The following is a 26,982-nucleotide window of genomic DNA, read 5'->3' on the forward strand; positions in this document are numbered from 1 at the left end:
GAGCGAGACGGCCATGCCCAGTTCCTCAGACCGCGAGAAGTCCCTCGAGACCGCACTCGCGCAGATCGACCGCCAGTTCGGCAAGGGCGCGGTCATGCGCCTCGGCAGCGACGAGCGGGCGCCCGTGGAGGTGATCCAGACCGGTTCGATCGCCCTCGACGTCGCCCTCGGCATCGGCGGGCTCCCGCGCGGTCGTATCGTCGAGATCTACGGCCCGGAGTCCTCCGGTAAGACGACCCTCACCCTGCACGCCATCGCCAACGCGCAGCGCAATGGAGGGATCGCTGCGTTCATCGACGCCGAGCACGCACTCGACCCCGAGTACGCCAAGAAGCTCGGCGTCGACATCGACTCCCTCCTCGTGTCGCAGCCCGACACGGGTGAGCAGGCACTCGAGATCGCCGACATGCTGGTGCGTTCCGGATCGATCGACCTGATTGTGATCGACTCCGTCGCGGCGCTCGTGCCGCGAGCCGAGATCGAGGGCGAGATGGGCGACTCGCACGTCGGCCTCCAGGCGCGCCTCATGTCGCAGGCGCTCCGCAAGCTCACGGGCGGTCTCAACACGACCAACACGACCATGATCTTCATCAATCAGCTGCGCGAGAAGATCGGTGTCTTCTTCGGGAGTCCCGAGACCACGGCGGGCGGCAAGGCGCTCAAGTTCTACGCCTCGGTGCGCCTCGACATCCGACGCATCGAGACCCTCAAGGACGGCACCGACGCGGTCGGCAACCGCACCCGGGTCAAGGTCGTCAAGAACAAGATGGCGCCGCCCTTCAAGCAGGCCGAGTTCGACATCCTCTACGGCATCGGCATCTCTCGCGAGGGCAGCCTCATCGACTTCGGAGTCGAGCACGAGATCGTCCGCAAGTCCGGGGCCTGGTACACCTATGACGGCGATCAGCTCGGGCAGGGCAAAGAGAAGGCGCGTCAGTTCCTCATCGACAACTCCGACGTCGCGGCCGAGATCGAGAAGCGCATCCTGGTCAAGCTCGGGGTGATCGCCGACCCGAACGCGGTCGCCGACGTCGCTCCGGTCGCGATCGAGACGAAGCAGCCCGTTCGCAAGGGCGCCTAGCCCGTGCGAGAGAAGGCCACGGAGGGGGCCGGGGGCCGTCCCGTGGCCTTCCTCCCCTGGGTCGGTCCCGAGACGGCATCCGAAGCGCCGCTCGGCTCCCCCGACGACGCGGGAGAGCGGGGCTGGGCGCCGTCCGCCCCCGGCCGCCGTCCCGGCGCCTCCGAGCGCAGCGCCGAGCCATCGGCGCACGTCGCCCGTCGCCTGCCCACGTTCGAGGAGGCCGGCGAGGGCGAGGAGGCCGACCCAGACGGCGACATCATCGCCGAGGTCCCCGAAGAGATCGATCCCGAACGAATCGCCGACCGGATCGTCCGAGGGCTCGTGCGCAAGAGCCTCTCGGTCGCCGAGGTCGAGGCCCGGCTCTACGCCGAGGGTGTGAGCGAGAAGGACGCACTCGAGATCGTCGAACGATTCACGCGCTTCGGCTATCTCGACGATCGTCGGATGGCCGGGCAGCTCGTGGTGTCGTTGCGTGACCGCAAGAAGCTCGGGCGGTCGTTGATCCAGCAGGAGCTCCGAGCACGCAAGCTCGATCCCGAGGCGATCGCCTCCGCCCTCGACGAGCTCGACGGCGACGACGAGTACCGCACGGCGCTCGACCTTGCCCGCAAGCGCCTCCCGAGCCTCCGCTCCCTCTCCGACGACGTCGCCGAGCGGCGTCTGACGGGCTTCCTTGCCCGCCGCGGGTACGGGGGCGCCCTCGTCCAGAGAGTCGTCCGCGAGACCGTCCGGCGACCCGGCTCCGGGGTCCGCTTCCGCTGAGCGGCGGCAGAAGCCGGCCGACTCGACACGTAGAATCGCACACCATGAACACGACCGGCACCGAGACGAACAGCACGACGGCGGGCGCCGTCCTCGAGACGCGTCCGAGGACTTACGAGGTCCGTACCTTCGGCTGCCAGATGAACGTGCACGACTCCGAGCGCCTGAGCGGCTCGCTCGAGGCCGCTGGCTATATCCGGGCGGAGGGCGCCGAGGCCGACGTCGTCGTGATCAACACCTGTGCGGTACGCGAGAACGCCGACAACAAGCTCTACGGCAATCTGGGTCACCTCGCCTCGGTCAAGCGCCGACATGAGGGGATGCAGATCGCCGTCGGCGGCTGCCTCGCCCAAAAGGACAAGAACGTCATCCTCGACAAGGCCCCCTGGGTCGACGTCGTCTTCGGCACCCACAACATGGGCTCGCTGCCGAGCCTGCTCGAGCGCGCACGGCACAACGAGGAGGCTCAGCTCGAGATCCTCGAATCGCTCGACGTATTCCCGTCGACGCTGCCCACCAAGCGCGACTCCACCTACAGCGGCTGGGTCTCGATCTCGGTGGGGTGCAACAACACCTGCACGTTCTGCATCGTCCCCTCGCTACGAGGCAGAGAGAAGGACCGGCGCCCAGGCGACATCCTCGCCGAGATCCAGGCCCTCGTCGACGACGGGGCGATCGAGGTCACCCTGCTCGGCCAGAACGTCAACTCGTACGGCGTCGAGTTCGGTGACCGCCAGGCCTTCTCGAAACTTCTCCGAGCCGCCGGCGCGATCGAGGGACTCGAGCGCATCCGGTTCACGAGCCCGCATCCGGCAGCCTTCACCGACGACGTCATCGACGCAATGGCCGAGACTCCCGCTGTCATGCCCCAGCTGCACATGCCACTGCAGTCCGGCTCCGATCGCATCCTCCGCGCCATGCGCCGGTCCTACCGCTCCGACCGCTTCCTCGGCATCCTCGACAGGGTCCGCTCCCGCATCCCGCATGCCGCGATCAGCACCGACATCATCGTGGGCTTCCCCGGCGAGACCGAGGACGACTTCGCCGAGACGCTGCGCGTCGTCGAGGAGGCCCGTTTCGCCTCCGCCTTCACCTTCCAGTACTCGATCCGGCCCGGCACTCCCGCTGCGACCCTGCCCGACCAGATTCCCAAGGCCGTCGTCCAGGAGCGCTACGAGCGACTCATGGCGCTCCAAGACGCCATCAGCGAGCGCGAGAACCGCACCGTCGTCGGACGGCGGGTCGAGGTGCTCGTCGCGACCGGCGAGGGGCGTCGCGACGCCGAGACCCACCGTCTGAGCGGTCGCGCCGAAGACAGCCGGCTCGTTCACTTCGACGCCCCCGACGGTTCCGAGCAACCCCGCCCGGGCGACGTCGTGTCGGTCGTCGTCACCCGCGCCGCTCCCTTCTATCTCCTCGCCGACTCGACCGACGGAGCCCCCCTCCGCATTCGCCGCACGCGCGCGGGCGACGCGTGGGACCGAGCCCAGACGGAGTCGTGCGGAGTCCCGACGCCGCAAGGCGCATCGACGACCGGCACCCCCCGCGTCTCGCTGGGACTCCCGTCGCTCCGCATCGCCCCCTCGCCCGCCACGGTGACGACCCCGATCTACGACGCCACCGATGGCGAGCGCTAGGCCGAGCGAGCGACGATGGCGGTGAGCGCACCGCGGACGGTACGCACTCCCGAGCTGATCGCCGTGGTCGGCGCCACGGGAACCGGCAAATCGGAGCTCGCCCTCGCCCTCGCCGAGTCGATCGCCGCTGGCGGGGGAGCGGCCGAGGTGGTCAACGCCGACGCGATGCAGCTGTACCGCGGCATGGACATCGGCACCGCGAAGTTACGACCGGACGAGAGGCGCGGCATCCCGCACCACCTCCTCGATGTGCTCGATGTCACCGAGGAGGCGTCGGTCGCGCGCTACCAGAGCGAGGCGAGGGGGGCGATCGACGAAATCCTCTCGCGCGGAGCGACCCCTCTCCTCGTCGGCGGCTCCGGTCTCTACGTCTCGAGCGTCGTGTTCGAGTTCTCCTTCGCGGGCACCGACCCGGAGGTGCGACGTGCGCTCGAGGAGACGGCCGACCGTGAGGGGATCGGTGTCCTCGTCGAGCGACTCCGCGCCATCGACGCCGCCGTCGCCGAACGGATCGGCCCGCACAACGCCCGCCGGATCATCCGAGCGCTCGAGATCGCCGAGCTCACCGGCTCGCCGCACAGCGCGCTGATGTCCGATGAGCCCGTCGCATGGCGGCCGGCCACGATCCTCCTGGTGGAGGCGCCCCGCGAGGAGCTCGTGCCGCGCCTCGACCGGCGCGTCGAGAGGATGTGGGCGGCGGGGATGCTCGACGAGGTCGAACGCCTCGTGCCGCTCGGCCTCGAGCGAGGCGTCACCGCCGGGCGTGCCATCGGGTACGCGCAAGCGCTCGCCCAACGCTCGGGTGCGTCGACCGAGGAGGAGGCGGTAGCGGCCACTCAAGCGCTCACCCGCCGCTACGCACGCCGGCAGAACAGCTGGTTCCGTCGCTTCGGAACCGCTCACCGACTGCCCTACGACGCCCCGGACCTGGTCGCGCGCGCGCGCACCGCGGCCCAGCTCGACGCCTCCCCCGCTCGCTAGGCTGTGCGCCATGACGATCGAGCTGCACTTCACCAAGGGCCAGGGCACAGGCAACGACTTCGTGCTCTTCAGCGACCCGGACGGCGAAGTCGAGCTGTCGCCCGCACAGGTCGCGATGATCTGTGATCGTCACTTCGGAGTCGGTGCCGACGGCGTGATCCGCGCCGTCCGCTCCCGAGCACTGCCCGAGGGGGCTGCGGCACTCGCCGAGGAGGGCGAGGCGGAGTGGTTCATGGACTACCGCAATGCCGACGGGTCGATCGCCGAGATGTGCGGAAACGGCATCCGCGTGTACGCGGCGTTCCTGCTCGCGGGCGGCCTCGCCTCCCTCGAGCCCGGCGATACGCTGCCGATCGGCACGCGAGCGGGAGTGCGCGACGTGACCCGCAGCGGCGCGGGCTTCCAGGTCGACCTCGGCCGCTGGGAGCTAGCCGGAGGCGAGCCGCTCGTGCGCGCGAAGGAGCTCAAGATCGCCCGGCCCGGCCTCGGCATCGACCTGGGCAACCCCCATGTCGTCGTAGCGCTCAGCAACGACGAGGAGCTCGACTCTGCCGACCTCGCCTACATCCCTCACCTCGAGCCGGAGCCGGCGGACGGAGCCAACGTCGAGTTCGTCGTCCCCGGGGAACCGCTCATCCACGACGGCGTCGGTCGCATCCGGATGCGGGTGCACGAGCGTGGCAGCGGCGAGACCCTCAGCTGTGGAACGGGCGCTGCGGCCGCAGCACTCGCCGTGCGCTACTGGGCGGGCGCGCGTGCACCGCAGTCGTGGCGTGTCGAGGTCGCGGGGGGCACGCTCGGCGTGAACATGTTCGCGACGGAGGAGGGCGAGCACGTCGGCCTCTCCGGGCCGGCCGATCTCGTCTTCACCGGCACGATCCGCCTCGACTGAAGGGGCTCGCCGAAGCGGCACGGGTTGAGGGCCGCCAGCGCGCGGATCAGCCGAGCCGTGTCGTCCTCAGCACCCGGAAGCCCTTGGCTGAGGAGTCGCGCTCGACGTCCAGGCGGGCGGCGAACGCCTCCGAGAGCCAGGCCTGCAGCGAGTCGGAGCCGAGATTGCGCTGGACGACAAGCCAGCCGTCCGCGCCCGGCTCGAGGCGGGGAAGCCACTGCTCGAGCAGAGCGTGCAGCTCCGCCTTGCCAATGCGGATCGGCGGGTTCGTCCAGATGGTGCCGAACCGCAGCTCGGCGGGAACATCTTCGGGGAGCACGGCGTTGACGTTGTGGATGCCGAGTTCTTCGCAATTGCGCTGGACGAGTTCGAGCGCGCGCTGATTGACGTCGACCGCCCAGACCCGGGCGTCGGGAGCGTCGAGAGCGAGCGCGAGGGCGATCGGCCCCCAGCCGCACCCCAGATCGAGCAGGTCCCCCTCCGGGGGAGGAGCAGGCACCGCGTCCAACAGGACGCGCGTCCCGAGATCGACGTGGCCGGGGCTGAATACTCCGCCCGATGTCGTGACCTCCAGGTCACGGCCGGCGAGCCTGATCGGGATCCTGCGGGGTCGGAGTTCGCCGTCGGGAGTACTCGTGAAGTAGTGCTCGGCGGCCATGAGAAGTGAACCTATCAACAGCTGAGGAGTTAGTGTTATCCGGATGACGGAAGACCTGAACGAGACCGACACGACCGAGGCCGTGGACGTGGTCTCGAGGGTCCTGGCCAACGCGCAGTCGCGTTCGGCCGGGTACTCACGCTTCGTCGCGGGCGGAGCGCAGGCGCTGCAGAGCGCCGGACACGACGGCGACGGCGCCGACGGAGACCAGTTCGACCGTGAGGACCGACAGGCGCTGCGTCGGGTCGCCGGTCTCTCGACCGAACTCGAGGACGTCACGGAGGTCGAGTACCGCCAACTTCGCCTCGAGAACGTCGTGCTGATCGGCATCTATGCGCAAAACTCCCTCGACGACGCCGAGAACTCGCTCCGCGAGCTCGCCGCCCTGGCCGAGACCGCGGGCGCGACCGTCCTCGACGGGCTGCTCCAGCGACGCCCCCACCCCGATCCGAGCACATACCTCGGCAAGGGCAAGGCGCAGGAACTCGCGGCCCTCGTCGCGGCCCTCGGCGCCGACACGGTCATCGCCGACACCGAACTCGCACCCAGTCAGCGGCGTGCGCTCGAGGACGTCGTGAAGGTGAAGGTGATCGACCGCACCGCGGTGATCCTCGACATCTTCAGCCAGCACGCCAAGAGCCGCGAGGGCAAGGCGCAGGTCGAACTCGCGCAGCTCGAATACCTCCTGCCGAGGCTCCGCGGATGGGGCGAGTCGATGTCGCGGCAGGCCGGAGGCCAGGTAGGCGCGGGAGCGGGAATGGGCTCGCGCGGGCCGGGTGAGACCAAGATCGAGCTCGACCGGCGCCGCATCCACACGCGGATGGCGCGCCTCCGCAAGCAGATCACGGCCATGAAGCCGGCCCGGGAGGCGAAGCGCGCCAACCGCAAGCGCCATGCGGTCCCCTCCGTCGCGATCGCCGGCTACACGAACGCCGGAAAATCGAGCCTCCTCAATCGGATGACACACGCGGGTGTGCTTGTCGAGAACGCCCTGTTCGCGACGCTGGACGCGACCGTGCGCAAATCGCAGACGAGCGACGGCCGCCTCTACACGCTCGCCGACACCGTCGGCTTCGTGAGGGCGCTTCCGCACCAGCTCGTGGAGGCGTTCCGATCGACGCTCGAGGAGGTCGCCGACTCGGACGTCATCGTCCACGTCGTCGATGCCTCCCACCCGGATCCGGCGGGTCAGATGGCGACGGTCCACGACGTCATCGGCGAGGTCGGCGCGCGCGGCATCCCCGAGATCATCGCGTTCAACAAGGCCGACCTGGTCGACGAGGGCACGCGGCTCGTGCTGCGCGGTCTCGCTCCGGACGCGGTGTTCGTCTCGGCGCGCAGCGGCGAGGGGATCGACGAGCTCCAAGCGAGGATCGCCGAGATCCTGCCCGAGCCCGACATCGAGATCGAACTGCTGGTTCCCTACGACCGCGGCGATGTGGTCTCGCAGCTGCACCGGAGCGGTCGGATCCTCTCTACGCAGTACGTCGAGGGCGGAACGCGGGTGACGGCCCTCGTGCATGCCGACCTCGCAGGCGCTCTCGCGGAGTTCGCCGCACCGGCCGCGGCGCTGGACGCCTAGCACACGCGGTGCGCGGCTCCCGATCGGGGGTCGCGCATCGCCGGCCCTCCACCCGTAGGGTGTCATCCGGCGTCATCTGAGTACATCTCGCGTCACACGGATCGACGGTGTCGGAAGTCGTTCCTACTGTGGTCGGCGAGGCGTCGTGCGGCGCCCGGGGCGGCATCCGCCCCGTTCGAGAACCGACGGAGGGACAGCCGTGTCGACGCCAGCCCCCGATTCCGCCGCGGAGCCCGACTGTCGTCGCGTCCCTTTCTCGTTCGAGGTCTACCCGCCGCGCACGCCCGCCGGAACAGCGGCCCTGCTGCACACGGTCGATCAGCTCGCGGCAGCTGGCCCCTCGTTCATCTCCGTGACCTACGGCGCGGGCGGCTCCTCGCGTAGCGCCTCCCTCGAGATTTTGCGGTATCTGCAAGAGCACACCGGAACGGACGCGCTCGCGCACCTCACCTGCGTCGGCTCGAGCCACGCTGAGGCGAGCCGGCTCGTCCACGAGTTCCTCGAGGCGGGAGTGACGCGCTTCCTCGCGCTCCGGGGCGACGCGCCGGAGGGAGTCGCCGAGGGGGAGCCCTTCCTGGGCGAGCTGGGCAGCGCCGCCGAGCTCGTGCAGCTCATCCATCGCGTGCAGGCCGAACGTCAGCCTTACAGCGCGGTGCCCGTGCCGGGGGCCGAGCACGCCGAGCGGGTGGACGTCGCCGCTCGCCCTCGCGCCCAGGTCGCCGTCGCGGCCTTCCCCAACGGCCACCCGCGCTCACGCTCCACCACGCAGGACATCGACACGCTCCTCGCCAAGGAGGCGGCCGGTGCCGCCTTCGCGATCACGCAGCTCTTCTTCCACGCCGCCGACTACCTGCGCTTCGTCGAGCGGGCGCGCGCCGCCGGGGTCCGGATGCCCATCATCCCGGGCATCATGCCGGTGACCAGCCCGGCACGGCTCCGTCGAATGCTCGAGCTGAGCGGCGAGGACCTGCCGGCCGAGTTGGCGATAGCCCTCGACATCGAGCCGGACGACGAGGCCCGCGAGCGGATCGGCATCGACCACGCCTCCGAGCTCGTGCGCACGCTCGTTGCAGGCGGGGCGCCCGCCGTCCACCTGTACGCCTTCAACCGCCACGAGGCGGTCCTGGCCGTGCTGGAGGCGAGCGGGCTCGTTCCCGCCGCTCCCGCCCTCACGACTCCCGCATCCACCACCCCTATCTCGGAGAGAACCGTATGAGCACCACTGCACCCGCTTTCCCCACCGGAACCGTTCTCGGCTATCCGCGCATCGGGCGTCGACGCGAGCTCAAGAAGGCCGTGGAGGCCTTCTGGGCGGGGACGATCGACGCCGAGCAGCTCGAGGCGACCGCGGCCGAGCTGCGGGCCGTCACCCGTGAGCGCCTCCTCGGGCTCGGTCTCGGCCGCAGCGACTCGTCGATTCCCGAGGCACACTCGTTCTACGATCAGGTGCTCGACACGACCCTCGCGGTCGGTGCCGTGCCCGAGCGTTTCGCCGATCTCGTCGTCGACGGCTCGCTCGATCTCGCGGGTGCCTTCACACTCGCTCGCGGCGACGGCGAGCGTGCACCGCTCGAGATGACGAAGTGGTTCGATTCCAACTACCACTACCTCGTGCCCGAGATCGGGCCCGAGACGGTGTTTTCGCTTGCAGACACCCGTCGCGTGCGAGAGGTCGAAGAGGCGCGTGCCGCCGGTTTCACGACGAGGCCCGTCCTGGTCGGCCCGGTCACCTACCTCCTCCTCGCGAAGCCGAGCGAGGTCGCCCCCGCGGGCTTCCAGCCGCTCTCGCGTCTCGCCGAGCTGCTCCCGGTCTACGTGAAGCTCCTCGCTCGCTTGCGCGAGGCCGGTGCCGACTGGGTGCAGCTCGACGAGCCGGCCCTCGTCTCGGAGTCGCTCGGTGTCGCACGCGAACGCATCCTGGAGGCGACGGCTGAGGCGTACGGAGTCCTGGGCTCGGCGGCCGCGCGCCCCGCGATCTTCGTCGCGGCGCCCTACGGCGACCTCGGCGATGCCCTCCCTGTGCTCGCCGCCACGGAGGTGGACGCGATCGGCGTCGACCTCGTCAAGGGCGCGGCGCCCGCCGACACCGACGGCCTCGACGGCACCGTGCTGGTGGCGGGGGTCATCGACGGCCACAACGTGTGGCGCGGAGATCTCTCGGCAGCTCTGGCCAAGGCGGAGGCGCTGCGCGAGCGCGGGGTGAACGTCGCGGTCTCGACCTCGACCTCGCTCTTCCATGTGCCGCACGACGTCGCGGACGAGCCCGAGCTCGACCCGCGCCTCGCCTCATGGCTCGCCTTCGCCGACCAGAAGGTGGAGCAGATCTCGGTGGTCGCACGCGGCCTCGACGAGGGTCGTGAGGTGGTCGAAGCGGAGCTCCGCGCGGCCGAGGAGGCGCTCGCCGACCGCCGCTCGGCACCCGGCGTGCGCGACGGAGCAGTCCGTCAGCGCACCGCGGCGCTGCGTCCCGAGGACTACCGTCGCGCGCCGGCCGAGGAGCGGCTCGCCGCTCAGGAGGCGGCCCTCGGCCTGCCCCTGCTGCCCACGACGACGATCGGCTCCTTCCCGCAGACCCGCGAGATCCGCGCCGCGCGCGCCGGCGTCGCCCGCGGCGAGCTCACCGCCGAGCAGTACGACGATCGCATGCGCGCCGAGATCGAGCGCGTCGTGCGCCTCCAGGAGGAGATCGGGCTCGACGTGCTCGTGCACGGCGAGCCCGAGCGCAACGACATGGTGCAGTACTTCGCCGAGAACCTCGACGGCTTCGCGGTGACCCGGAACGGCTGGGTGCAGTCGTACGGCAGCCGCTGCACCCGGCCGTCGCTGCTGTGGGGTGACGTCTCGCGCCCGGCGCCGATCACGGTGGAGTGGTCGCGCTATACCCAGTCGCTCACCGAGAGGCCCGTCAAGGGGATGCTCACCGGGCCGGTGACGATCCTCGCGTGGTCGTTCGTGCGCGACGACCAGCCGCTCGCCGAGACCGCGGAGCAGGTGGCGTTGAGCCTGCGGGACGAGATCGCCGATCTCGAGCGCGCCGGCATCCGCCTCGTTCAGGTCGACGAGCCGGCGCTACGAGAGCTGTTGCCGCTCGAGACTGCCGCGCAGCCCGCCTACCTCGAGTGGTCGGTCGGCTCGTTCCGGCTCGCGACGGCGGGCGCCGCGACCGCGACGCAGGTGCACACCCACCTCTGTTACTCCGAGTTCGGGGTGGTCATCGACGCGATCGATCAGCTCGACGCCGATGTGACGAGCATCGAGGCGGCGCGCTCGCGGATGGATGTCGTGCACGACATCGAACGTTCCGGCTTCTCGCGCGGCATCGGTCCGGGCGTCTACGACATCCACTCGCCGCGCGTGCCCAGCGAGGAGGAGGTCGCCGAGCTCATCGCGACCGCGCTCGAGCGCATCCCCGCCCGCCAGCTCTGGATCAACCCCGACTGCGGCCTGAAGACCCGCGGGTACGAGGAGACGGTCGCGTCGCTGCGTTCGATGGTCGCCGCCACCGAGGCGGCCCGCTCGGCGCTCGAGGAGCCCGCGCGCGTCTGACGCGATGATGGGGGCGGACGGTCGACGCCGGCCGCCCCCATCTGCGTTCATGACAGGCGTCTCGACGCGTTAGACGGAGCGCAGCACCGCGACGATCTTGCCGAGCACCTCGGCCTCGTCGCCCAAGATCGGTTCGAAGTTGGAGTTGCGCGGCAGGAGCCAGGTGTGGCCGTCGCGTTGGCGGAACACCTTCACCGTCGCCTCGCCGTCGAGCATCGCCGCGACGATCTCGCCGTTTTCGGCGGTGCGCTGTGCTCGGACGACGACCCAGTCTCCATCGCAGATCGCCGCGTCGATCATCGACTCTCCGACGACCTTGAGCATGAACAGCTCGCCCTTGCCGACGAGCTGACGGGGGAGGGGGAACACCTCGTCGACCTGCTGGTCTGCCGTGATGGGCACGCCCGCGGCGATGCGGCCGACGAGCGGCACCATCGCGGCATCGGCGACCGTGGCGGTCGACTCGAAAGAGCCGTCGTCCTCGGTCGAGCTCGGCACGTCGATGAGGATCTCGAGCGCGCGCGGCCGGTTGGGGTCGCGACGGAGGTAGCCGCTGAGCTCGAGCTGGTTGAGCTGGTGGGTCACGCTCGAGAGCGAGGCGAGCCCGACGGCGTCACCGATCTCGCGCATGCTCGGCGGATAACCGCGGCTCGCGACGGAGCGTTGGATGGCGTCGAGGATGGCGAGCTGCTTGGCGCTCAGGTTCTTGCGACGTCGGCCCGCGGTCGCCTTCGTGCCCGCTTTCGCCGCTCGGCTCCCCGATGCTGCGGGAGACGGTGCCGCCGGCGTCGTCTCGGGCGTCTGCGCGTCGCTCACGATGATCCCTCTCTCGGCGCGCACTCCGCGTGCGCACCAGCCCGGCAGGCGCACCGACGTCGAATGTCGGTGGTCGCTGCTCTACTACTCCTGGGCACTCGAAACTGTATCCGGTGGAGCGGCCCGTTCGAAACATTCGTTCGAGTGTGTCGTGCTCGTCTCGCGCCACAAGGCTCAGCCAGGTGCTTCGACGAGTTGCCGAACGAGTGATTCGAAGATATATTCGGAACAGAGATTCGGGACGGCCTCTCGGCCGAGTCCGTCCCGAGTCCCTCCTGAGAGGAGCGATCCCCATGACCGCGAGTATGACGACCGTCCAGCCCATCCGCTCGAGCGAGCCCCTGCCGCTGAGCGCCCGCCTGAACTCCGCCGACGCTGCGCGCGAAGGTGCGCGAGCGGCCCGCACCCGACTCCGCCTGACGCGCCGCGGCCGGGTCGTCCTCGGGGCGCTTGCCGCGCTGCCGATCATCGCGGGCGCGTTCGTTCTCGGTCTCAACGGTGGAGGCGCCGTCGCCTCGAGCGATGCAGTGGTCGCCGACTTCCCGTACGTCACCGTGCACGCGGGTGAGTCGCTCTGGTCGCTCGCCGAGACCCTCGCGCCGCATGCGGATCCGCGTGACGTCGTGGACGACATCGTCTCCCTCAATCAGCTTCAGAGCGCCTGCCTCGAGCCCGGCCAGCGGCTCGCGATCCCCGCGCAGTACGCTCCGGCCGGCTGACACCCTCCTCGGGGTGCGCCATGGCCTGCTGCCGCTGTCGGCCTGAGTCGTGTGTCGGCCCGAGTCGTGTGTCGGCCTGAGTCGTTTCGCTAGCATCTCCTGGTGACGACTCTCGACGACCTTCCTCTCCGCGACAACCTTCGAGGCAAGGAGCCCTACGGCGCACCGCAGGCGACCGTCCCGGTGGCACTGAACGTCAACGAGAACACCCATCCGATTCCGGATGACGTGATCGCCGATATCGTCTCGCGGGTCTCCGTCGCCCTGCGGAGCGTCAACCGCTACCCGGACCGTGAGTTCCTCGAGCTGCGTGAAGCTCTCGCCCGATACGTCGGTCACGGGCTCACCGCCACGAACATCTGGGCCGCCAACGGCTCGAACGAGGTGCTGCAGCACGTGCTCCAAGCCTTCGGAGGCCCGGGCCGCTCCGTGCTCGGCTTCACCCCCACGTACTCGATGTACTCGATCCTCGCCTCGGCCAGCGGCACCTCGTGGGTCCCGATCGAACGTGAAGCCGACTTCGTGGTCGGAGCCTCTTATGCGGCGGAGCAGGTCCGTCGCGCTCAGCCCGACGTCGTGTTCCTCTGCGCCCCCAACAACCCGACCGGTACTCCGCTCGACCTCGACACCATCGCGGCGGTCTACGCCGCGACCGACGGCATCGTCGTCGTGGACGAGGCGTACGCCGAGTTCGCCGGTCCGGGGGCGCCGACGGCGCTGAGCCTCCTGCACGGGCGGCCACGCCTCCTGATCTCGCGGACGATGAGCAAGGCCTTCGCTTTCGCGGGAGTGCGCTTGGGATACCTCGCCGCCAATCCTGCCGTGGTCGACGCGCTACGGCTGGTCCGCCTCCCCTACCACCTCTCCGCGCTGACGCAGGCTGCCGCGACCGCGGCGCTCGCACACGCCGACGAGATGCTCGCGATGGTCGGAGAGATCATCGAGCAGCGTGACCGCATGGTCGATGGTCTGCGCGCGCTCGGCTACCGCCCGCACGCGACAGGCAGCAACTTCGTCCTCTTCGGGGGAGTCGCCGACCCGCACGCCACGTTCGAGGCGCTCCTGGCGCGCGGAGTGCTCATCCGCGATGTTGGCATCGCCGGGCACTTGCGGGTGAGCGCGGGCACGACGGAGGAGACGACCGCTTTCCTCGACGCGCTCGCCTCGCTCCCCGCGCCCGATCGCGATCCCGCGGCGGCGTCGGCTCGCGAAGGAGGGGTCGCGGAGGGCCGGCTCGCCCGCCCATGAGCGCGCATGGCCCCGAATAGACTCTGATCCATGACCTCCCCGAGCGCCGTGTCCGGGCGTACCGCCTCCCTCAGCCGTGCCACCAGCGAGTCGAGCGTCGAGCTCTCGATCGACCTCGACGGCACAGGCATCGCGGACCTCGAGACCGGTGTGCCGTTCTTCGACCACCTGCTCACCGCGTTCGCGAAGCACTCTCTCACCGACCTCACCGTGCGAGCCCGGGGCGACGTCGAGATCGACGTCCACCACACGGCGGAGGACATCGGGATCGTCCTCGGCACGGCCATCAGGCAGGCGCTCGGCGACAAAGCGGGCATCTCGCGCTTCGGCGACGCGCTCGTGCCGCTCGACGAGGCGCTCGTGCAGGCGGTCGTCGACATCTCGGGACGTCCCTACCTCGTGCACACCGGCGAGCCGGAGGGGTTCGCCCTTCACTTGATCGGCGGCCACTTCACGGGATCGATGGTCCGGCACGTCTTCGAGGCGATCGCCTTCAACGCCGGCCTCACCGTGCATGTCACGGTGCTGGGCGGCCGCGATCCGCACCACATCGCGGAGGCCGAGTTCAAGGCGTTCGCGCGCGCATTCCGCCAAGCGAAGGCGTTCGACCCGCTCGTCGCCGGCATCCCCTCGACCAAGGGCGCGCTGTGACCGTGGTCCGTCCGTCCGTCGTCGTCTACGACTACGGCTCCGGCAATGTGCACTCGGCGGTCAAGGCGCTCGAGCTCGCGGGCGCCGACGTCGAGCTGACCGGCGACCGTCACCGCGCGCTCGAGGCCGACGGCCTTCTGGTACCCGGGGTCGGCGCGTTCGACGCGGTGATGTCGGCGCTCAACCGCGCGCGCGGCGGGGAGATCATCGAGAAGCGCCTTGCCGGCGGACGTCCGGTTCTGGGGATCTGTGTCGGGATGCAGGTCCTCTTCGAGAGAGGGGTCGAGCGCGACGTCGAGAGCGCGGGCCTGGGGGAGTGGCCGGGCACGGTCGACCTCCTTCCGGCGACGGTCGTTCCGCACATGGGCTGGAACACGGTGTCCGCGCCGAACGGATCCGTGCTCTTCGACGGCATCGCCGACGAGCGCTTCTATTTCGTGCACTCCTATGCGGCGCGGGAGTGGTCGCTCGACGTGACGCCCCCGTTCCCCCGTCCAGCGGTCACCTGGGCCGATCACGGCGGACCGTTCGTCGCGGCTGTCGAGAACGGCCCGCTTATGGCGACGCAGTTCCATCCCGAGAAGTCCGGTGCCGCAGGCCTGCGCCTGCTCTCGAATTGGCTGGGCAGCCTCCGCACGAACTAGGATCGGCCGGTGGTCGGCGCCGCGAGCGGCCGGCACCAGCTCCGAGACTGAGGATGACGATGAGCGAGTTCACCAAGGCCCCGGGCCTGGTCCTCCTGCCGGCGATCGACGTGGCGGGCGGCAAGGCCGTCCGGCTCACGCAAGGCGAGGCTGGCACGGAGACCAACTACGGCGACCCTATCGACGCGGCCGGGGATTGGGCCGACCAGGGCGCGGAGTGGATCCACCTCGTCGATCTCGATGCCGCCTTCGGTCGGGGCGACAACCACGGCATCATGAAGAAGGTCATCCGCCAGGTCAAAGGCGTCAACGTCGAGCTGTCCGGTGGCATCCGCGACGACCGAAGCCTCGAGTCGGCGCTGAGCGCGGGCGCCAAGCGCATCAACCTGGGCACCGCGGCGCTCGAGAACCCGGAGTGGGCCGCGAGCGTCATCGCGCAGTACGGCGACCAGATCGCCGTCGGCCTCGACGTCCGCGGCACCACGCTCGCCGCGCGTGGCTGGACCAAAGAGGGCGGCGACCTCTGGCAGGTCCTCGACCGCCTCGAGGAAGCGGGCTGCACCCGCTACGTCGTGACCGACGTGACGAAGGACGGCACTCTCCGGGGCCCGAACCTCGAGCTGCTCGAGCAGGTCATGGCGCGTACGCACCGCCCGGTCATCGCCTCGGGAGGCATCTCGAGCCTCGACGACATCGCCGCGCTGCGCGACCTGGTCCCGCAGGGGCTGGAGGGCGCCATCGTCGGCAAGGCGCTGTACGCGGGCGCGTTCACGCTCGCGGAGGCACTGGATGTCGCCTCCGAGTGAGCCGCCGTCGCTGCCCGCACACCTGAGCGACTCGGCGGGCACCCCGTGGGCGGGGCGCCGCTTCTCGCCGAGCACGGCGGCCGGCGACGACGGCAGCGCGCCGGAGGCGCTCGCCCGCGCGTGGGCAGCGTTCGGCACCGGGAGGACGGGTCCGGAGGCGGTCGTGGACGCCCTGCGGGACGCCCGGCTGCTCATTCCCCTCGTCGCCCATCTGGGTGAGGAGGGGGAGGGCGTGGACGGTCTCCGCGCCGACAAGAGCCAGGAGCTCGCGATCGTGACGGTCGCGGGTCCCGATGGCCGCACAGTGCTGCCGGTGTTCAGCAGTGTGGAGGCGATGCGACGCTGGGACGCGTCTGCGCGCCCCGTCCCGGTCGACGCTCGACGGGCGGCGGTGGCGGCCGTCGCCGAGGGCACCGAGGTGATGGTCCTCGATCCCGCCTCCGAGCACGAGTTCGTGGTGCGGCGGCCCGCACTGTGGGCCATCGCGGAGGGGACGCCGTGGCGCTCGAGCCCGAGCGATCTCGAGGTGCTCGCGGCGCTGCGCTCGGGCGCCGACAGGGAGGAAGCGGTGGTCTCTCTCGCGGTGCACGCGGGCGATCCCGCGCAGCGCCTCCGCGGAGCCGAGCTCGTCATCGCGCTCGAGCTGCGCCCCGGCCTCGACGAGGAGGCGCTGCATGCGCTTCTCGCGCGGCTCGGCGAAGGGTGGGCCGCTGACGAGGTCGTCGCGGCGCGGGTCGACTCGATGACCCTCCAGCTCGTGGCGGCCCCGCCGAGCTGAGGCTCAGGTGACCGGGCCCGTCCACTTCTCTCCGGGGCCCTTGCCGATCGGGTCGGGGAGGGGCGACGCCTCCCGGAACGCGAGCTGGAGGGTCCGCAGGCCGTCGCGCAGGCTCCGAGCGTGCATGTCGCTGATGTCCGGTGCCCCGGCGGTGACCAGGCCGGCGAGGGCGTTGATGAGCTTGCGCGCCTCGTCAAGGTCGACCTGAGCGCCGGGCTCGTCGGCGAGGCCGCACTTGACGGCCGCGGCGCTCATCAGGTGGACGGCCGCGGTGGTGATGATCTCGACAGCCGGAACCTCGGCGATGTCGCGAGCGGCGTCCAGGTCGGAGGAGGCGTCGTCGCCGAATCGTCGCGCGTAGTCGTCGTCGTACTGGGCCATGGGTCCTTCGTTCGGTGGGGCCGGAGGCTCTCCGGCGGGGAAGCGGCGCCCCGGTCATCCGGCGCTGTCGCTCGGGCCGGGATTCTGCTAAGGTAATGCGGGCTCCGAGGCACGTCCTCGGTTTCGAAAGTGGAGATTCTCCCACCCGCGCTTGACCGCTTCACAAGGTTACCGGGTCTGAAGCACTCCGCCTCCGATGGTCGTCACGACCGGAGGGGGCAGGGTTGCGGTTCCCGAGGTCCGCCTCGGCAGCCGCGCCGGAGGGTGCGAGCGATGTGCTGTGAGCACGACGCGTACGGGACGATCACCTCTCTCGGGGTGCGCCGGAGGACACTCCGGCCGCGCAGCCGCCACACCGAGATCAGAGGAGAAACGCAATCAGCGATCCCCGTACCAACGACCGTATCCGCGTCCCTGAGGTCCGCCTCGTGGGTCCCGCCGGAGAACAGGTCGGCGTCGTGAAAATCGAGGTCGCCCTGCGACTCGCGCAGGACGCAGACCTGGATCTGGTCGAGGTTGCTCCCAACTCGAAGCCTCCCGTCGCCAAGATCATGGACTACGGGAAGTTCAAGTACGAGCAGGCACAGAAGCTCAAGGAAGCCCGTCGCAACCAGGCGAACACGATCCTCAAAGAGGTCCGTTTCCGTCTGAAGATCGACAAGCACGACTACGAGACGAAGCGCAAGCGTGCCGAGGGCTTCCTCAAGGCCGGCGACAAGGTCAAGGCGATGATCCTCTTCCGCGGCCGCGAGCAGTCTCGCCCCGAGATGGGCGTCCGACTCCTCCAGCGCTTCGCGGAGGATGTCGCCGAGTTCGGCCAGGTCGAGTCCACCCCGACCATCGACGGTCGCAACATGGTGATGGTCATCGGCCCACTGAAGAACAAGTCCGAGGCCAAGGCCGAGGCCAACGCGGTCCGTGCCGCGCGCCGAGAGGCGAACACCCCCGAGGAGTCGGCCGCCGCCGAGTCCGTCTGATACTTCGCCGCCCCGGCCACGGGGCCGGTGGACGCCCCGCTCGCGGGGCATCGGTTTCGCCCCGCCGCGCGCGGTGTGACGTTCACAAGGAGAGAACATGCCCAAGATGAAGACCCACTCGGGTGCCAAGAAGCGCTTCAAGCTGACCGGCTCCGGCAAGGTCATGAAGCAGCAGGCCGGTATGCGTCACAACCTGGAGTCCAAGTCCAGCGTCCGCACCCGTCGCCTCAACCAGGACCAGGTCCTCGCGCCGCAGGACGCGAAGGTCGCCAAGAAGCTTCTCGGCAAGTAGTCCGCTACTTCACCGACCAGGATCGATAGGAAGAAACAGCAATGGCAAGAGTGAAGAGGGCCGTCAACGCCCACAAGAAGCGTCGCGTCATCCTCGAGCGCGCGTCGGGCTACCGCGGTCAGCGTTCGCGCCTCTACCGCAAGGCGAAGGAGCAGGTCACCCACTCCCTCGTCTACTCGTACCGCGACCGCCGCGCCAAGAAGGGCGAGTTCCGTCGTCTCTGGATCCAGCGCATCAACGCTGCGTCGCGCGCGAACGGCCTGACCTACAACCGCTTCATTCAGGGCCTCGCCCTGGCGGGCGTTCAGGTCGACCGTCGTATCCTCGCCGACCTCGCGATCACCGAGCCCGCGACCTTCGCCGCGCTCGTCGCGACTGCGAAGAACGCCCTTCCCGCCGACACCTCGGCCCCGAAGGCCGCGTAGTCCGCGCAGCTCCCCGACACGGGGGTCACGACCTCGGTCGTGGCCCCCTTCGTCGTTCCCGGACCGTCGTCGCACTTCGGGCACGGCAGTCCCGATGGCGCGACGTGTCGACCGAGGGGTCGCCGGGCGCGCCGATAGGCTCGACGCATGCTCGACAACCCCCGTTCTCCGCGTGTCCGCTCCGTCGCCAAGCTCACTCGGCGTCCGGCTCGCCAGGAGACGGGGCTCTTCTTGCTCGAGGGCCCGCAGGCCATGTCGGAGGCGCTCCAGTACCGTCCCGAGCTGCTCGTCGAGTCGTTCGCGACTCCGACCGCTCTCGAGCGCCATCCCGAGATCGTCGCCGCCGCCGAGGAGGCGGAGGTCGAGATCGAGTACGTCACCGAGGACGTGCTCGACGCGATGGCCGACACCGTCACCCCGCAGGGCTTCGTGGCGGTCTGCCGCCAGTTCCCGACCTCGTTGAAGGACATCGTCGCCTCCTCCCCGCGTCTCGTCGCGGTCCTTGAGGAGGTGCGTGACCCGGGCAATCTCGGCACCATCGTGCGCGCCGCGGATGCTGCGGGAGCCGACGCGGTGGTGCTCACCGGTCGTTCCGTCGACCTCTACAACCCGAAGGTGGTCCGTTCGACGACCGGATCGCTCTTCCATCTGCCCGTCGCGGTCGGTGCCGAGCTCTCGGACGTCCTGCAGCGCCTCCGCGGAGCCGGATTGCGTCCCGTCGCGGCCGATGTGAAAGGCGAGGATCTGCTCGCCGTGCGGGCGCGCGGAGACCTCGCCCAGCCGACCGTGTGGGTGTTCGGCAACGAGGCGAGGGGGCTCGAGGACGAGTCGCTCGAGCTCGTCGACGGCGTCGTCTCGGTGCCGATCTATGGGGCGGCGGAGTCGCTGAACCTCGCGACGGCCGCCTCCGTCTGTCTCTACGAAAGCGCCTTCGCCCTGCGTTCCTGAGAGGATTCGCCCCGAAAGGCGCGCGAGACTGGGAACAGGGCCCGATTGTCACGCCCTTGTTAAGAATCCGCTCATGATTTGACCTGCCCATTCCCGTGTGCTTGCCTGGCGGCATGGCTGCAGCTCCCCAGGACGAGCGGTCCTCCGCGCCCGTCGGTGACCCTCTCGTCGTCCTCGACGGTGTCCAGAAGCACTACGGCGAGTTCCAAGCGCTGAAAGACATCGACCTCACGGTCCACCGCGGTGAAGTCGTCGTCGTCCTCGGCCCATCGGGCTCGGGCAAGTCGACGCTGTGCCGAACGATCAACCGTCTCGAGACGATCTCGGGCGGCACGATCTCGATCGACGGCCAGATGCTGCCCGAGGAGGGGAAGGGCCTCGCCGCCCTGCGCGCCGACGTCGGCATGGTCTTCCAGTCGTTCAATCTCTTCGCGCACAAGACGATCCTCGAGAACGTCACCCTCGGGCCGATCAAGGTGCGCAAGATCCCGCGCAAGGAGGCGGAGGCGCAGGCCCGCGCGCTGCTCGATCGGGTCGGCGTCGGCCACCAGGCCTCCAAGACCCCGGCGCAACTCTCGGGTGGGCAGCAGCAGCGCGTCGCGATCGCTCGCGCCCTCGCGATGAAGCCCAAGGTCATGCTCTTCGACGAGCCGACCTCGGCGCTCGACCCCGAGATGATCAACGAGGTGCTCGACGTCATGGTCGGCCTCGCCAAGGACGGGATGACGATGATCGTCGTCACCCACGAGATGGGCTTCGCCCGCAAGGCCGCTGATCGAGTCGTGTTCATGGCCGACGGCGAGATCCTCGAGGACACCGACCCCGAGTCGTTCTTCACCGCTCCCAGCACCGACCGGGCCAAGGACTTCCTCTCGAAGCTCATCACGCACTAGACAGCGCTCCGTCCCCGAAGCCAGCACACGGGTCGCCCCCACCGGGATCAGACCTCGACCATCGCCCGCTCGTGCGGGCCATACCCAGGAAGGACGATCATGCGCTCCACGCTCATGTTCATGACCGCAGGCCTCGCCGCCGCGACGCTCGCCCTCGCCGGTTGCGCCGGCGACCCGGGCGCCTCGGGGGGCGGGACGACCTACGAGGTCGCCTCCGACGTGACCCTCGAGGGCAGCCCCACCTTCGACGCCATGAAGTCCGACGGAACGGTCACGGTCGGCGTGAAGGAGGACCAGCCCGGACTCGGCTACCTCGACGCGGCGACGGGTGAGCGCTCCGGCTTCGACATCGAGATCGCGAAGTGGATCGCCGCCTCCCTCGGCTTCTCCGCCGACAAGATCAACTACACCGCGATCCCCTCCGCCAACCGGGAGGCCGCGATCGTGAACGGCGACATCGACTACTACGTCGGCTCCTACTCGATCACCGACAAGCGCAAGGACCAGGTCGGCTTCGCCGGTCCCTACTTCGAGACCGGCCAGCAGTTGCTCGTGAAAGCCGACAACGAGACGATCACCGGCCCGGACGATCTCACGGCCGGAGTGAGCGTCTGCTCGGCCACCGGGTCCACCCCGATCCAGAACATCCGCGCGAACTACCCTGACGTGAAGCCGGTCGAGTTCGACACCTACTCGCAGTGTGTCGATGCCCTGCGCGACGGCCAGGTCGACGCGGTCACCACCGACGGCGCGATCCTCATCGGCTACGCCGCACAGAACCCCGAGGAGCTCAAGGTCGTCGGCGAGCCCTTCAGCACCGAGCGCTACGGCGTCGGCCTCCCGAAGGACGATGCGGCGCTCCGTCACTTCGTGAACGCGATGTTCACGGACGGCGGCAGCACCTGGACCAGCATCTACGACGCCACGCTCGGCAAGTCGGGCACGAAGGTCGCCCAGCCCGCGGTCGACGACTACTAGGAGGCGCCCCGGGCGGCGTCCGCGCCGTCCGGGGGCCGTTCTTCCCGCGCTCACCGCTCCCTCCCCCTGATGAAAGGGCCCGCCGCATGGACGTTCTGCTGAACAACCTCGACGTGTTCGTCCCTGCCTTCGGCAACACGCTGCTGCTGTTCGCCGTCTCGCTCGTCTTCGCCCTGATCATCGGGACCGTCATCGGCGCGATGCGCGTGTCGCCGGTGCCGATCGCACGCGCCGTCGGCACCGTCTACGTCAACACCGTTCGCAACACTCCGCTGACACTGCTGATGTTCTTCTTCGCCTTCGGCTATCCCAAGCTCGGCCTGCCGGATGTCGGCTACACGAACCTCGCCATCAGCGCGCTCAGCCTCTACACCGCCACGTATGTCGCTGAGGTCTTGCGCTCCGGCATCAATACCGTGCCGATCGGGCAGGCGGAGGCGGCGCGCGCCATCGGCCTCGACTTCGGCCTCACAATGACCCAGGTGGTCCTGCCGCAGGCGTTCCGCTCGGTGATCCCTCCGCTCATGAGCGTGCTGATCGCGCTGCTCAAGAACACGACCGTCGCCGCCGGCTTCTCGGTCGCGGAGGCGGGCACCATCGTCCGCGTGCTCAACGAGCGCGGCGAGAACAGCCTCATCGTGGTGCTCTGGGTCGCGCTCGCCTTCGTGATCCTCGTGACACTGCTGTCCCTGATCCAACGCCGTCTCGAGCAGAAGTGGAGGGTCGCCCGATGAGCTCCGTCCTCTTCGACAACCCCGGACCGCGCGCCGTCGCCCGCAACCGTGTCATCGGCGTGGCCGTCGTGCTCCTCCTCCTCGCGATCGTCGCGTTCGTGCTCTGGCGCTTCGCCGAATCCGGCCAGTTCTCGGCCGCGAAGTGGCGGGCCTTCGGCTATCCGCGCATCTGGCAGAGCATTTTCGGGGCGCTCGGCCAGACGCTCGCCGCCTTCGCGACGGCCGGCGTTGCCAGCCTCGTCCTCGGCCTCCTCCTCGCGGTCGGGCGCCTCTCTGACCGTCGCTGGATCGGCATCCCCGTCACCCTCTTCATCGAGCTCTTCCGTGCGATCCCCGTGCTGATCCTGATGATGCTGATGTACTACGGTCTGCCGTTCGTCGGGCTCAAGCTCACGCCCTACCTCGCCGTCGTCATCGCGCTGACGCTCTACAACGGCTCCGTCTTCTCCGAGATCTTCCGGGCGGGCATCGAAGCCCTGCCGCGGGGCCAGAAGGAGGCGGGGTATGCGATCGGCCTGCGGAAGTCCGGCGTGATGCGACTCATCCTCTTCCCTCAGGCGATCCGCTCGATGCTGCCGGTCATCATCGCGCAACTCGTCGTCGCCCTGAAGGACACGGCGCTCGGCTCGATCATCACCTACAACGAGCTCCTCTACTACGCGAAGTATCTCGGCAACCAGTCGAGCCTCGACAGCCCGATCATCCCCGCCGCCCTCGTCATCGGAGCGATCTACATCGGGATCTGCCTCCTGCTGTCGGGACTGGCGAAGTGGATCGAGATCCGCACGAAGGGCGGGAGCGGGCGCGGCGGACGCACGATCGGCGGGCACCCCGCGGCTCGCGCGACCACGGACACGCAACTGATTGCCGCTCAGGACTGAGCCGTCGACCTCCGGCGACGGCCTCTGCCCCGGCGGGCCGCCCGTCGCGCAGGGGAGCGGCAGGGGCTCGCCTACACTGGGGAACCGTGTCTGACAGCAACCCGATCACCGACGAGGCCGTCGAGGCGGCCGTCGCCGAGGCGCTCACCGCGATCAGCGCGGCCCACGACTCCGCCGCTCTCAAGGCCGCCCGCGCGGCTCATCTGGGCGAAGGGTCGACGCTCGCGCGATTCAACGCGCAGATGCGCGCGGTGCCGCCCGAGCTCAAGGCCGCGTCCGGCAAGCTCGTGGGAGGCGCCCGCAAGCAGGTCGGCGACGCCTACTCCGCCCGCGAGATCGAGCTGGTCGAGGCCGAGGAGGCTGCCGCTCTCGAGGCCGAGCGCGTCGACGTCACGGCCGGGGCGAGTTTCGTCCGTCGCGGGGCCCGCCACCCGCTCTCGCTCCTCCAGGAGTCGATCGCCGACGTGTTCGTCGGGATGGGCTGGGAGATCGCAGAGGGACCGGAGCTCGAGAACGAGTGGTTCAACTTCGATGCCCTCAACTTCGACGAGGACCACCCGGCCCGCGCGATGCAGGACACCTTCTTCGTCGACCCGGTCGACTCCCACCTGGTGCTGCGGACTCACACCTCGCCGGTGCAGATCCGCTCGATGCTCGAGCGTCCCCTTCCCCTCTACGTCATCGCGCCGGGGCGGGTCTACCGCACCGACGAGCTCGACGCGACCCACACGCCCGTCTTCACGCAGTTCGAGGGCATCGCCGTCGATCGCGGCCTGACGATGGCGCACCTTCGCGGCACGCTCGAGCACGTCGCGCGCATCCTCTTCGGCGAGGACGCAAGGATCCGCCTGCGCCCCAACTACTTCCCCTTCACCGAGCCCAGCGCCGAGCTCGACATCTGGCATCCCACCTTCGTCGGCGGCGCCCGCTGGATCGAGTGGGGCGGCTGCGGAATGGTCAACCCGAACGTGCTCAGGGCAGCGGGAATCGACCCGGAGGAGTATTCCGGTTTCGCTTTCGGCATGGGGATCGAGCGGACCCTGATGTTCCGCAACGACGTGAAGGACATGCGTGACATGGTCGAGGGCGACGTCCGCTTCAGCGGGCAGTACGGGATGGTGATCTGATGCGCATCCCGCTGAGCTGGTTGGGCGAGTACGTCGACCTCGAGCAAGGGGTGACCACCGAGGCCGTGCACGCGGCGCTCGTGTCGGTCGGCCTCGAGGAGGAGGACGTGCATCGCTTCGACGTGTCCGGCCCCGTCGTCGTGGGTCAGGTGCTCGATCTCACTCCCGAGCCGCAGAAGAACGGCAAGACGATCAACTGGTGCCGCGTCCGAGTGGCACCGGAAGGCGCGCGAGCGGCCGACGGAGGCGAGGACGTCCGCGGGATCGTCTGCGGCGCCCACAACTTCGGCGTCGGAGACAAGGTCGTCGTGACCCTCCCGGGCGCGGTCTTGCCCGGCCCGTTCCCCATCTCGGCACGGAAGACGTACGGTCACGTGTCCGACGGCATGATCGCTTCGAGCCGCGAGCTCGGCCTGGGCGACGACCATGACGGCATCCTCCGTCTGGCGACCCTCGGCGTGGACCCGGAGCCGGGCGCCGACGCGATCGCGCTCCTCGGACTCGACGACGCTGCGGTCGAGGTCAATGTGACGCCCGACCGCGGATACGCCTTCTCGATCCGCGGCATTGCCCGCGAGTACGCGCACGCGACGGGAGCAGCCTTCCGCGACCCGGCGGCGGCCGTCGCTGCGCCGGAGCGAGAGGACTCGGCACCGGTGTTCCCGGTGACGATCGCCGACGAGGCACCGATCCGCGCTCGCGTGGGCGCCTCTGTCTTCGTGACCCGCGTGGTGCGTGGCGTGGACACCTCCCGGCCCACACCGCCGTGGATGGTGGCGCGTCTTCGGCTCGCCGGCGTCCGCTCGATCTCGCTGGTCGTCGACATCACCAACTACGTCATGTTCGAGCTCGGGCAGCCGCTGCACGGCTACGACCTGGCGACCCTCCAGGGCGGGATCCTGGTGCGGCGCGCAGTCTCGGGCGAGACCCTCGAGACCCTCGACGGGCAGACCAGGCGACTGCACGCCGAGGACCTCGTCATCGCTGACGACCGCGGCGCGATCGGCCTGGCCGGGGTGATGGGAGGCGCGCGCACCGAGATCTCGGCGGGCACCTCCGATGTCCTGATCGAGGCCGCCAACTTCGACCCCGTCACGGTGGCCCGAACCGCCCGTCGGCACAAGCTGCCGAGCGAGGCGTCGCGACGCTTCGAGCGTGGAGTCGACCCGTTGGTCGCTCCCGTCGCGGCCGCGCGCGCGGTGCAGCTCTTGGTCGAGCTGGCGGGAGGCACCGCCGACGAGCTCGGCTCAGCCCTCGCCGACCTTCGCGTGGTCGAGCCGATCGCGCTGCCCGACGGCTACGTCTCCGGCCTGATCGGGGTGGACTACACCCCGGAGGAGATCCGCGGCGCGCTCGTCGAGATCGGCGCCTCCGTCGAGGCACGAGAAGCCGGTCTGCTGGTCACCCCGCCGAGCTGGCGGCCCGATCTCACCGATCGCGCGACGCTCGCGGAGGAGGTGGCCCGCATCACCGGCTACGACCGCATCCCCGCGATCCTCCCCGTCGCGCCTCCCGGACGCGGGCTCACCCCGGGCCAGCGCTTGCGCCGCACGGTCGCTCAGGTGCTCGCCGCCTCCGGGCTGACCGAGATCCTGTCCTACCCGTTCCTGTCGCGCGCGCTCAACGACCGGCTCGGCTCGGTCACGGGGGAGCCCCAGGAGCAGGTGACCCTCGCGAATCCGCTCGACGCGACCGCCGGGCAGCTCCGGATCTCGCTCCTGCCCGGACTCGCGCAGGCCGCCGCACGCAATCGCTCCCGCGGGCTCGTCGACCTCGCGATCTACGAGCTCGGCTCGGTGTTCCTGCCCGAGAAGGGGCGCCCCTTCGGCTCCGCGACGCTCCCGCTCGGCGGGGTGCGGCCCTCGGCGTCGGTGGAGGCTGCCCTCGACGCGGGCATCCCGCCCCAGCCGCTGCACGTCGCGGCGCTGCTGACCGGCGCGGCCCTGGAGCGCCAGCCGGGCGTGACGAGCCGGGACGCCGATTGGCGCGATGCGCTCGACATCGTGCGCGAAGTCTCTGCCGCGACCGGCACCGAGCTCGTGCTGCGACAGGGTTCGCATGCGGCGATGCACCCGGGCCGGACCGCGGAGGTCCTCTTCGACGGGGCTACCGTCGGCCACGCGGGCGAGCTGCTCCCCGCGCTCGCCGACGACCTCGACCTGCCGCGCCGCGTCGCGGTGGTCGAGCTCGATCTCGAACCGCTGATCGCGCGGGCGGGACGCGTCGTCGTCGCCCGTCCGGTCGGTGCGCTCCCCGCCGCGACCCAGGATCTCTCGGTCGTCGTCCCGGTCGAGGTGGCGGCGGGAGACGTGCGCTCGGCCCTCGCCGAAGGCTCTGGCGACCTGCTCGAGGCGATCCGTCTCGTCGACGACTATCGCGGGACCGGTCTCGAGCCGGGAACGAAGTCGCTCACGTTCGCACTGCGCTTCCGAGCGAGCGACCGGACGCTGACGGCGGCGGAGGCGACGCAGGCGAAGGAGAGCGGGGTCGCCCTCGCGGCCGAGCGGTTCGGCGCGCGCCTGCGCGAGTGAGCGCGGGGCTCCCC

The 26,982-nt window shown here is 69.9% G+C and carries 27 protein-coding genes; 24 read left to right on the forward strand and 3 right to left on the reverse strand.

Annotated elements, in window-relative coordinates; genetic code table 11:
* Window positions 1-13: 13 nt before the first annotated feature.
* The 5 genes from recA to dapF are packed head-to-tail and all read left to right on the forward strand — an operon-like array spanning window position 14 to window position 5,353.
* Complete coding sequence (gene recA / locus ITJ45_RS13670; RefSeq protein ID WP_194610931.1) at window positions 14-1,081, forward strand: recombinase RecA; 1,068 nt, start codon at window positions 14-16, stop codon at window positions 1,079-1,081.
* A gap of 42 nt (window positions 1,082-1,123) precedes the next feature.
* Window positions 1,124-1,843 carry a regulatory protein RecX gene (locus ITJ45_RS13675; RefSeq protein WP_194610929.1) on the forward strand — a complete coding sequence of 240 codons (720 nt, stop codon included), beginning with the start codon at window positions 1,124-1,126 and terminating at the stop codon, window positions 1,841-1,843.
* A gap of 44 nt (window positions 1,844-1,887) precedes the next feature.
* Window positions 1,888-3,480, forward strand: coding sequence for a tRNA (N6-isopentenyl adenosine(37)-C2)-methylthiotransferase MiaB (miaB, locus tag ITJ45_RS13680; protein ID WP_194610927.1), 1,593 nt, complete (start codon window positions 1,888-1,890; stop codon window positions 3,478-3,480).
* 21 nt (window positions 3,481-3,501) lie between these two features.
* Window positions 3,502-4,461, forward strand: coding sequence for a tRNA (adenosine(37)-N6)-dimethylallyltransferase MiaA (gene miaA / locus ITJ45_RS13685; RefSeq protein WP_323743057.1), 960 nt, complete (start codon window positions 3,502-3,504; stop codon window positions 4,459-4,461).
* A 10-nt stretch (window positions 4,462-4,471) separates the two neighbouring features.
* The gene (dapF, locus tag ITJ45_RS13690; RefSeq protein WP_194610923.1) at window positions 4,472-5,353 is read left to right on the forward strand and encodes a diaminopimelate epimerase; all 882 of its coding nucleotides are present in this window, start codon (window positions 4,472-4,474) and stop codon (window positions 5,351-5,353) included.
* A 46-nt stretch (window positions 5,354-5,399) separates the two neighbouring features.
* Here the strand turns inward: dapF and ITJ45_RS13695 are convergent, their stop codons facing one another.
* Window positions 5,400-6,011 carry a class I SAM-dependent methyltransferase gene (locus ITJ45_RS13695; RefSeq protein ID WP_194610922.1) on the reverse strand — a complete coding sequence of 204 codons (612 nt, stop codon included), beginning with the start codon at window positions 6,009-6,011 and terminating at the stop codon, window positions 5,400-5,402.
* Window positions 6,012-6,054: 43 nt separating this feature from the next.
* On the opposite strand from ITJ45_RS13695, the gene hflX reads away from it, so the two are divergent.
* From hflX to metE, 3 genes are all read left to right on the forward strand, one after another.
* The gene (gene hflX / locus ITJ45_RS13700; RefSeq protein WP_194610920.1) at window positions 6,055-7,593 is read left to right on the forward strand and encodes a GTPase HflX; all 1,539 of its coding nucleotides are present in this window, start codon (window positions 6,055-6,057) and stop codon (window positions 7,591-7,593) included.
* Window positions 7,594-7,792: 199 nt separating this feature from the next.
* A complete protein-coding gene (locus ITJ45_RS13705) occupies window positions 7,793-8,809 on the forward strand; it encodes a methylenetetrahydrofolate reductase (RefSeq protein ID WP_194610918.1) in 1,017 nt (338 codons plus the stop codon).
* Window positions 8,806-11,139 (forward strand): 5-methyltetrahydropteroyltriglutamate--homocysteine S-methyltransferase, encoded by a 2,334-nt coding sequence (gene metE / locus ITJ45_RS13710; RefSeq protein WP_194610915.1) that lies wholly within the window; start codon window positions 8,806-8,808, stop codon window positions 11,137-11,139. The genes ITJ45_RS13705 and metE overlap by 4 nt, the downstream gene beginning before the upstream one ends.
* A 69-nt stretch (window positions 11,140-11,208) precedes the next feature.
* On the opposite strand, the gene lexA is transcribed toward metE, so the two are convergent.
* A complete protein-coding gene (gene lexA, locus ITJ45_RS13715; RefSeq protein WP_228493994.1) occupies window positions 11,209-11,841 on the reverse strand; it encodes a transcriptional repressor LexA in 633 nt (210 codons plus the stop codon).
* A gap of 407 nt (window positions 11,842-12,248) precedes the next feature.
* On the opposite strand from lexA, the gene ITJ45_RS13720 reads away from it, so the two are divergent.
* From ITJ45_RS13720 to ITJ45_RS13745, 6 genes are all read left to right on the forward strand, one after another.
* The gene (locus ITJ45_RS13720) at window positions 12,249-12,674 is read left to right on the forward strand and encodes a LysM peptidoglycan-binding domain-containing protein (RefSeq protein ID WP_194610911.1); all 426 of its coding nucleotides are present in this window, start codon (window positions 12,249-12,251) and stop codon (window positions 12,672-12,674) included.
* 102 nt (window positions 12,675-12,776) lie between these two features.
* Window positions 12,777-13,922, forward strand: coding sequence for a histidinol-phosphate transaminase (locus ITJ45_RS13725; protein WP_194610909.1), 1,146 nt, complete (start codon window positions 12,777-12,779; stop codon window positions 13,920-13,922).
* Window positions 13,923-13,952: 30 nt separating this feature from the next.
* A complete protein-coding gene (gene hisB / locus ITJ45_RS13730) occupies window positions 13,953-14,573 on the forward strand; it encodes an imidazoleglycerol-phosphate dehydratase HisB (RefSeq protein ID WP_194610907.1) in 621 nt (206 codons plus the stop codon).
* A 2-nt stretch (window positions 14,574-14,575) separates the two neighbouring features.
* Window positions 14,576-15,217 carry an imidazole glycerol phosphate synthase subunit HisH gene (gene hisH, locus ITJ45_RS13735; RefSeq protein ID WP_194611023.1) on the forward strand — a complete coding sequence of 214 codons (642 nt, stop codon included), beginning with the start codon at window positions 14,576-14,578 and terminating at the stop codon, window positions 15,215-15,217.
* 59 nt (window positions 15,218-15,276) lie between these two features.
* Window positions 15,277-16,023, forward strand: coding sequence for a bifunctional 1-(5-phosphoribosyl)-5-((5-phosphoribosylamino)methylideneamino)imidazole-4-carboxamide isomerase/phosphoribosylanthranilate isomerase PriA (gene priA, locus ITJ45_RS13740; RefSeq protein ID WP_194610905.1), 747 nt, complete (start codon window positions 15,277-15,279; stop codon window positions 16,021-16,023).
* Window positions 16,007-16,801, forward strand: a complete 795-nt coding sequence (locus tag ITJ45_RS13745; protein WP_194610903.1) for an SseB family protein — start codon at window positions 16,007-16,009, stop codon at window positions 16,799-16,801. Before priA ends, ITJ45_RS13745 begins: the two co-directional genes overlap by 17 nt.
* Window positions 16,802-16,804: 3 nt before the next feature.
* On the opposite strand, the gene ITJ45_RS13750 is transcribed toward ITJ45_RS13745, so the two are convergent.
* A complete protein-coding gene (locus ITJ45_RS13750; RefSeq protein ID WP_194610901.1) occupies window positions 16,805-17,182 on the reverse strand; it encodes a DUF1844 domain-containing protein in 378 nt (125 codons plus the stop codon).
* A 428-nt stretch (window positions 17,183-17,610) separates the two neighbouring features.
* Here ITJ45_RS13750 and infC point away from each other — a divergent pair, with 428 nt between their 5' ends.
* From infC to pheT, 10 genes are all read left to right on the forward strand, one after another.
* Complete coding sequence (gene infC, locus ITJ45_RS13755; protein ID WP_416365305.1) at window positions 17,611-18,159, forward strand: translation initiation factor IF-3; 549 nt, start codon at window positions 17,611-17,613, stop codon at window positions 18,157-18,159.
* A 97-nt stretch (window positions 18,160-18,256) separates the two neighbouring features.
* Complete coding sequence (gene rpmI / locus ITJ45_RS13760) at window positions 18,257-18,451, forward strand: 50S ribosomal protein L35 (protein ID WP_194610900.1); 195 nt, start codon at window positions 18,257-18,259, stop codon at window positions 18,449-18,451.
* 41 nt (window positions 18,452-18,492) lie between these two features.
* Window positions 18,493-18,876 carry a 50S ribosomal protein L20 gene (gene rplT, locus ITJ45_RS13765; RefSeq protein ID WP_194610898.1) on the forward strand — a complete coding sequence of 128 codons (384 nt, stop codon included), beginning with the start codon at window positions 18,493-18,495 and terminating at the stop codon, window positions 18,874-18,876.
* Window positions 18,877-19,023: 147 nt separating this feature from the next.
* Window positions 19,024-19,824 (forward strand): TrmH family RNA methyltransferase, encoded by an 801-nt coding sequence (locus ITJ45_RS13770; protein ID WP_194610896.1) that lies wholly within the window; start codon window positions 19,024-19,026, stop codon window positions 19,822-19,824.
* Between the two features lie 113 nt (window positions 19,825-19,937).
* Window positions 19,938-20,717: an amino acid ABC transporter ATP-binding protein gene (locus ITJ45_RS13775; protein ID WP_194610893.1), complete on the forward strand. Its 780-nt coding sequence runs from the start codon at window positions 19,938-19,940 to the stop codon at window positions 20,715-20,717.
* Between the two features lie 99 nt (window positions 20,718-20,816).
* Window positions 20,817-21,695: a glutamate ABC transporter substrate-binding protein gene (locus ITJ45_RS13780; RefSeq protein ID WP_194610891.1), complete on the forward strand. Its 879-nt coding sequence runs from the start codon at window positions 20,817-20,819 to the stop codon at window positions 21,693-21,695.
* Between the two features lie 86 nt (window positions 21,696-21,781).
* Window positions 21,782-22,429, forward strand: a complete 648-nt coding sequence (locus ITJ45_RS13785) for an amino acid ABC transporter permease (RefSeq protein ID WP_194610889.1) — start codon at window positions 21,782-21,784, stop codon at window positions 22,427-22,429.
* Window positions 22,426-23,310, forward strand: coding sequence for an amino acid ABC transporter permease (locus ITJ45_RS13790; protein WP_194610887.1), 885 nt, complete (start codon window positions 22,426-22,428; stop codon window positions 23,308-23,310). Before ITJ45_RS13785 ends, ITJ45_RS13790 begins: the two co-directional genes overlap by 4 nt.
* Before the next feature lie 86 nt (window positions 23,311-23,396).
* The gene (gene pheS, locus ITJ45_RS13795) at window positions 23,397-24,437 is read left to right on the forward strand and encodes a phenylalanine--tRNA ligase subunit alpha (RefSeq protein ID WP_194610885.1); all 1,041 of its coding nucleotides are present in this window, start codon (window positions 23,397-23,399) and stop codon (window positions 24,435-24,437) included.
* The gene (pheT, locus tag ITJ45_RS13800) at window positions 24,437-26,968 is read left to right on the forward strand and encodes a phenylalanine--tRNA ligase subunit beta (protein WP_194610883.1); all 2,532 of its coding nucleotides are present in this window, start codon (window positions 24,437-24,439) and stop codon (window positions 26,966-26,968) included. Before pheS ends, pheT begins: the two co-directional genes overlap by 1 nt.
* Window positions 26,969-26,982: the final 14 nt, after the last annotated feature.

The sequence above is a fragment of the Rathayibacter sp. VKM Ac-2879 genome (genome assembly GCF_015351245.1).
GTDB lineage: Bacteria > Actinomycetota > Actinomycetes > Actinomycetales > Microbacteriaceae > Rathayibacter.

Excerpts from the sequence above, each read along its gene's own strand:
- recA (WP_194610931.1), top strand. The coding sequence starts at position 14 with ATGCCCAGTTCCTCAGACCGCGAGAAGTCCCTCGAGACCGCACTCGCG.
- miaB (WP_194610927.1), top strand. The coding sequence starts at position 1,888 with ATGAACACGACCGGCACCGAGACGAACAGCACGACGGCGGGCGCCGTC.
- dapF (WP_194610923.1), top strand. The coding sequence starts at position 4,472 with ATGACGATCGAGCTGCACTTCACCAAGGGCCAGGGCACAGGCAACGAC.
- ITJ45_RS13695 (WP_194610922.1), bottom strand. The coding sequence starts at position 6,011 with ATGGCCGCCGAGCACTACTTCACGAGTACTCCCGACGGCGAACTCCGA.
- hflX (WP_194610920.1), top strand. The coding sequence starts at position 6,055 with ATGACGGAAGACCTGAACGAGACCGACACGACCGAGGCCGTGGACGTG.
- metE (WP_194610915.1), top strand. The coding sequence starts at position 8,806 with ATGAGCACCACTGCACCCGCTTTCCCCACCGGAACCGTTCTCGGCTAT.
- ITJ45_RS13720 (WP_194610911.1), top strand. The coding sequence starts at position 12,249 with ATGACCGCGAGTATGACGACCGTCCAGCCCATCCGCTCGAGCGAGCCC.
- hisB (WP_194610907.1), top strand. The coding sequence starts at position 13,953 with ATGACCTCCCCGAGCGCCGTGTCCGGGCGTACCGCCTCCCTCAGCCGT.
- priA (WP_194610905.1), top strand. The coding sequence starts at position 15,277 with ATGAGCGAGTTCACCAAGGCCCCGGGCCTGGTCCTCCTGCCGGCGATC.
- ITJ45_RS13745 (WP_194610903.1), top strand. The coding sequence starts at position 16,007 with ATGTCGCCTCCGAGTGAGCCGCCGTCGCTGCCCGCACACCTGAGCGAC.
- ITJ45_RS13750 (WP_194610901.1), bottom strand. The coding sequence starts at position 17,182 with ATGGCCCAGTACGACGACGACTACGCGCGACGATTCGGCGACGACGCC.
- rpmI (WP_194610900.1), top strand. The coding sequence starts at position 18,257 with ATGCCCAAGATGAAGACCCACTCGGGTGCCAAGAAGCGCTTCAAGCTG.
- rplT (WP_194610898.1), top strand. The coding sequence starts at position 18,493 with ATGGCAAGAGTGAAGAGGGCCGTCAACGCCCACAAGAAGCGTCGCGTC.
- ITJ45_RS13770 (WP_194610896.1), top strand. The coding sequence starts at position 19,024 with ATGCTCGACAACCCCCGTTCTCCGCGTGTCCGCTCCGTCGCCAAGCTC.
- ITJ45_RS13775 (WP_194610893.1), top strand. The coding sequence starts at position 19,938 with ATGGCTGCAGCTCCCCAGGACGAGCGGTCCTCCGCGCCCGTCGGTGAC.
- ITJ45_RS13780 (WP_194610891.1), top strand. The coding sequence starts at position 20,817 with ATGCGCTCCACGCTCATGTTCATGACCGCAGGCCTCGCCGCCGCGACG.
- ITJ45_RS13785 (WP_194610889.1), top strand. The coding sequence starts at position 21,782 with ATGGACGTTCTGCTGAACAACCTCGACGTGTTCGTCCCTGCCTTCGGC.
- ITJ45_RS13790 (WP_194610887.1), top strand. The coding sequence starts at position 22,426 with ATGAGCTCCGTCCTCTTCGACAACCCCGGACCGCGCGCCGTCGCCCGC.
- pheT (WP_194610883.1), top strand. The coding sequence starts at position 24,437 with ATGCGCATCCCGCTGAGCTGGTTGGGCGAGTACGTCGACCTCGAGCAA.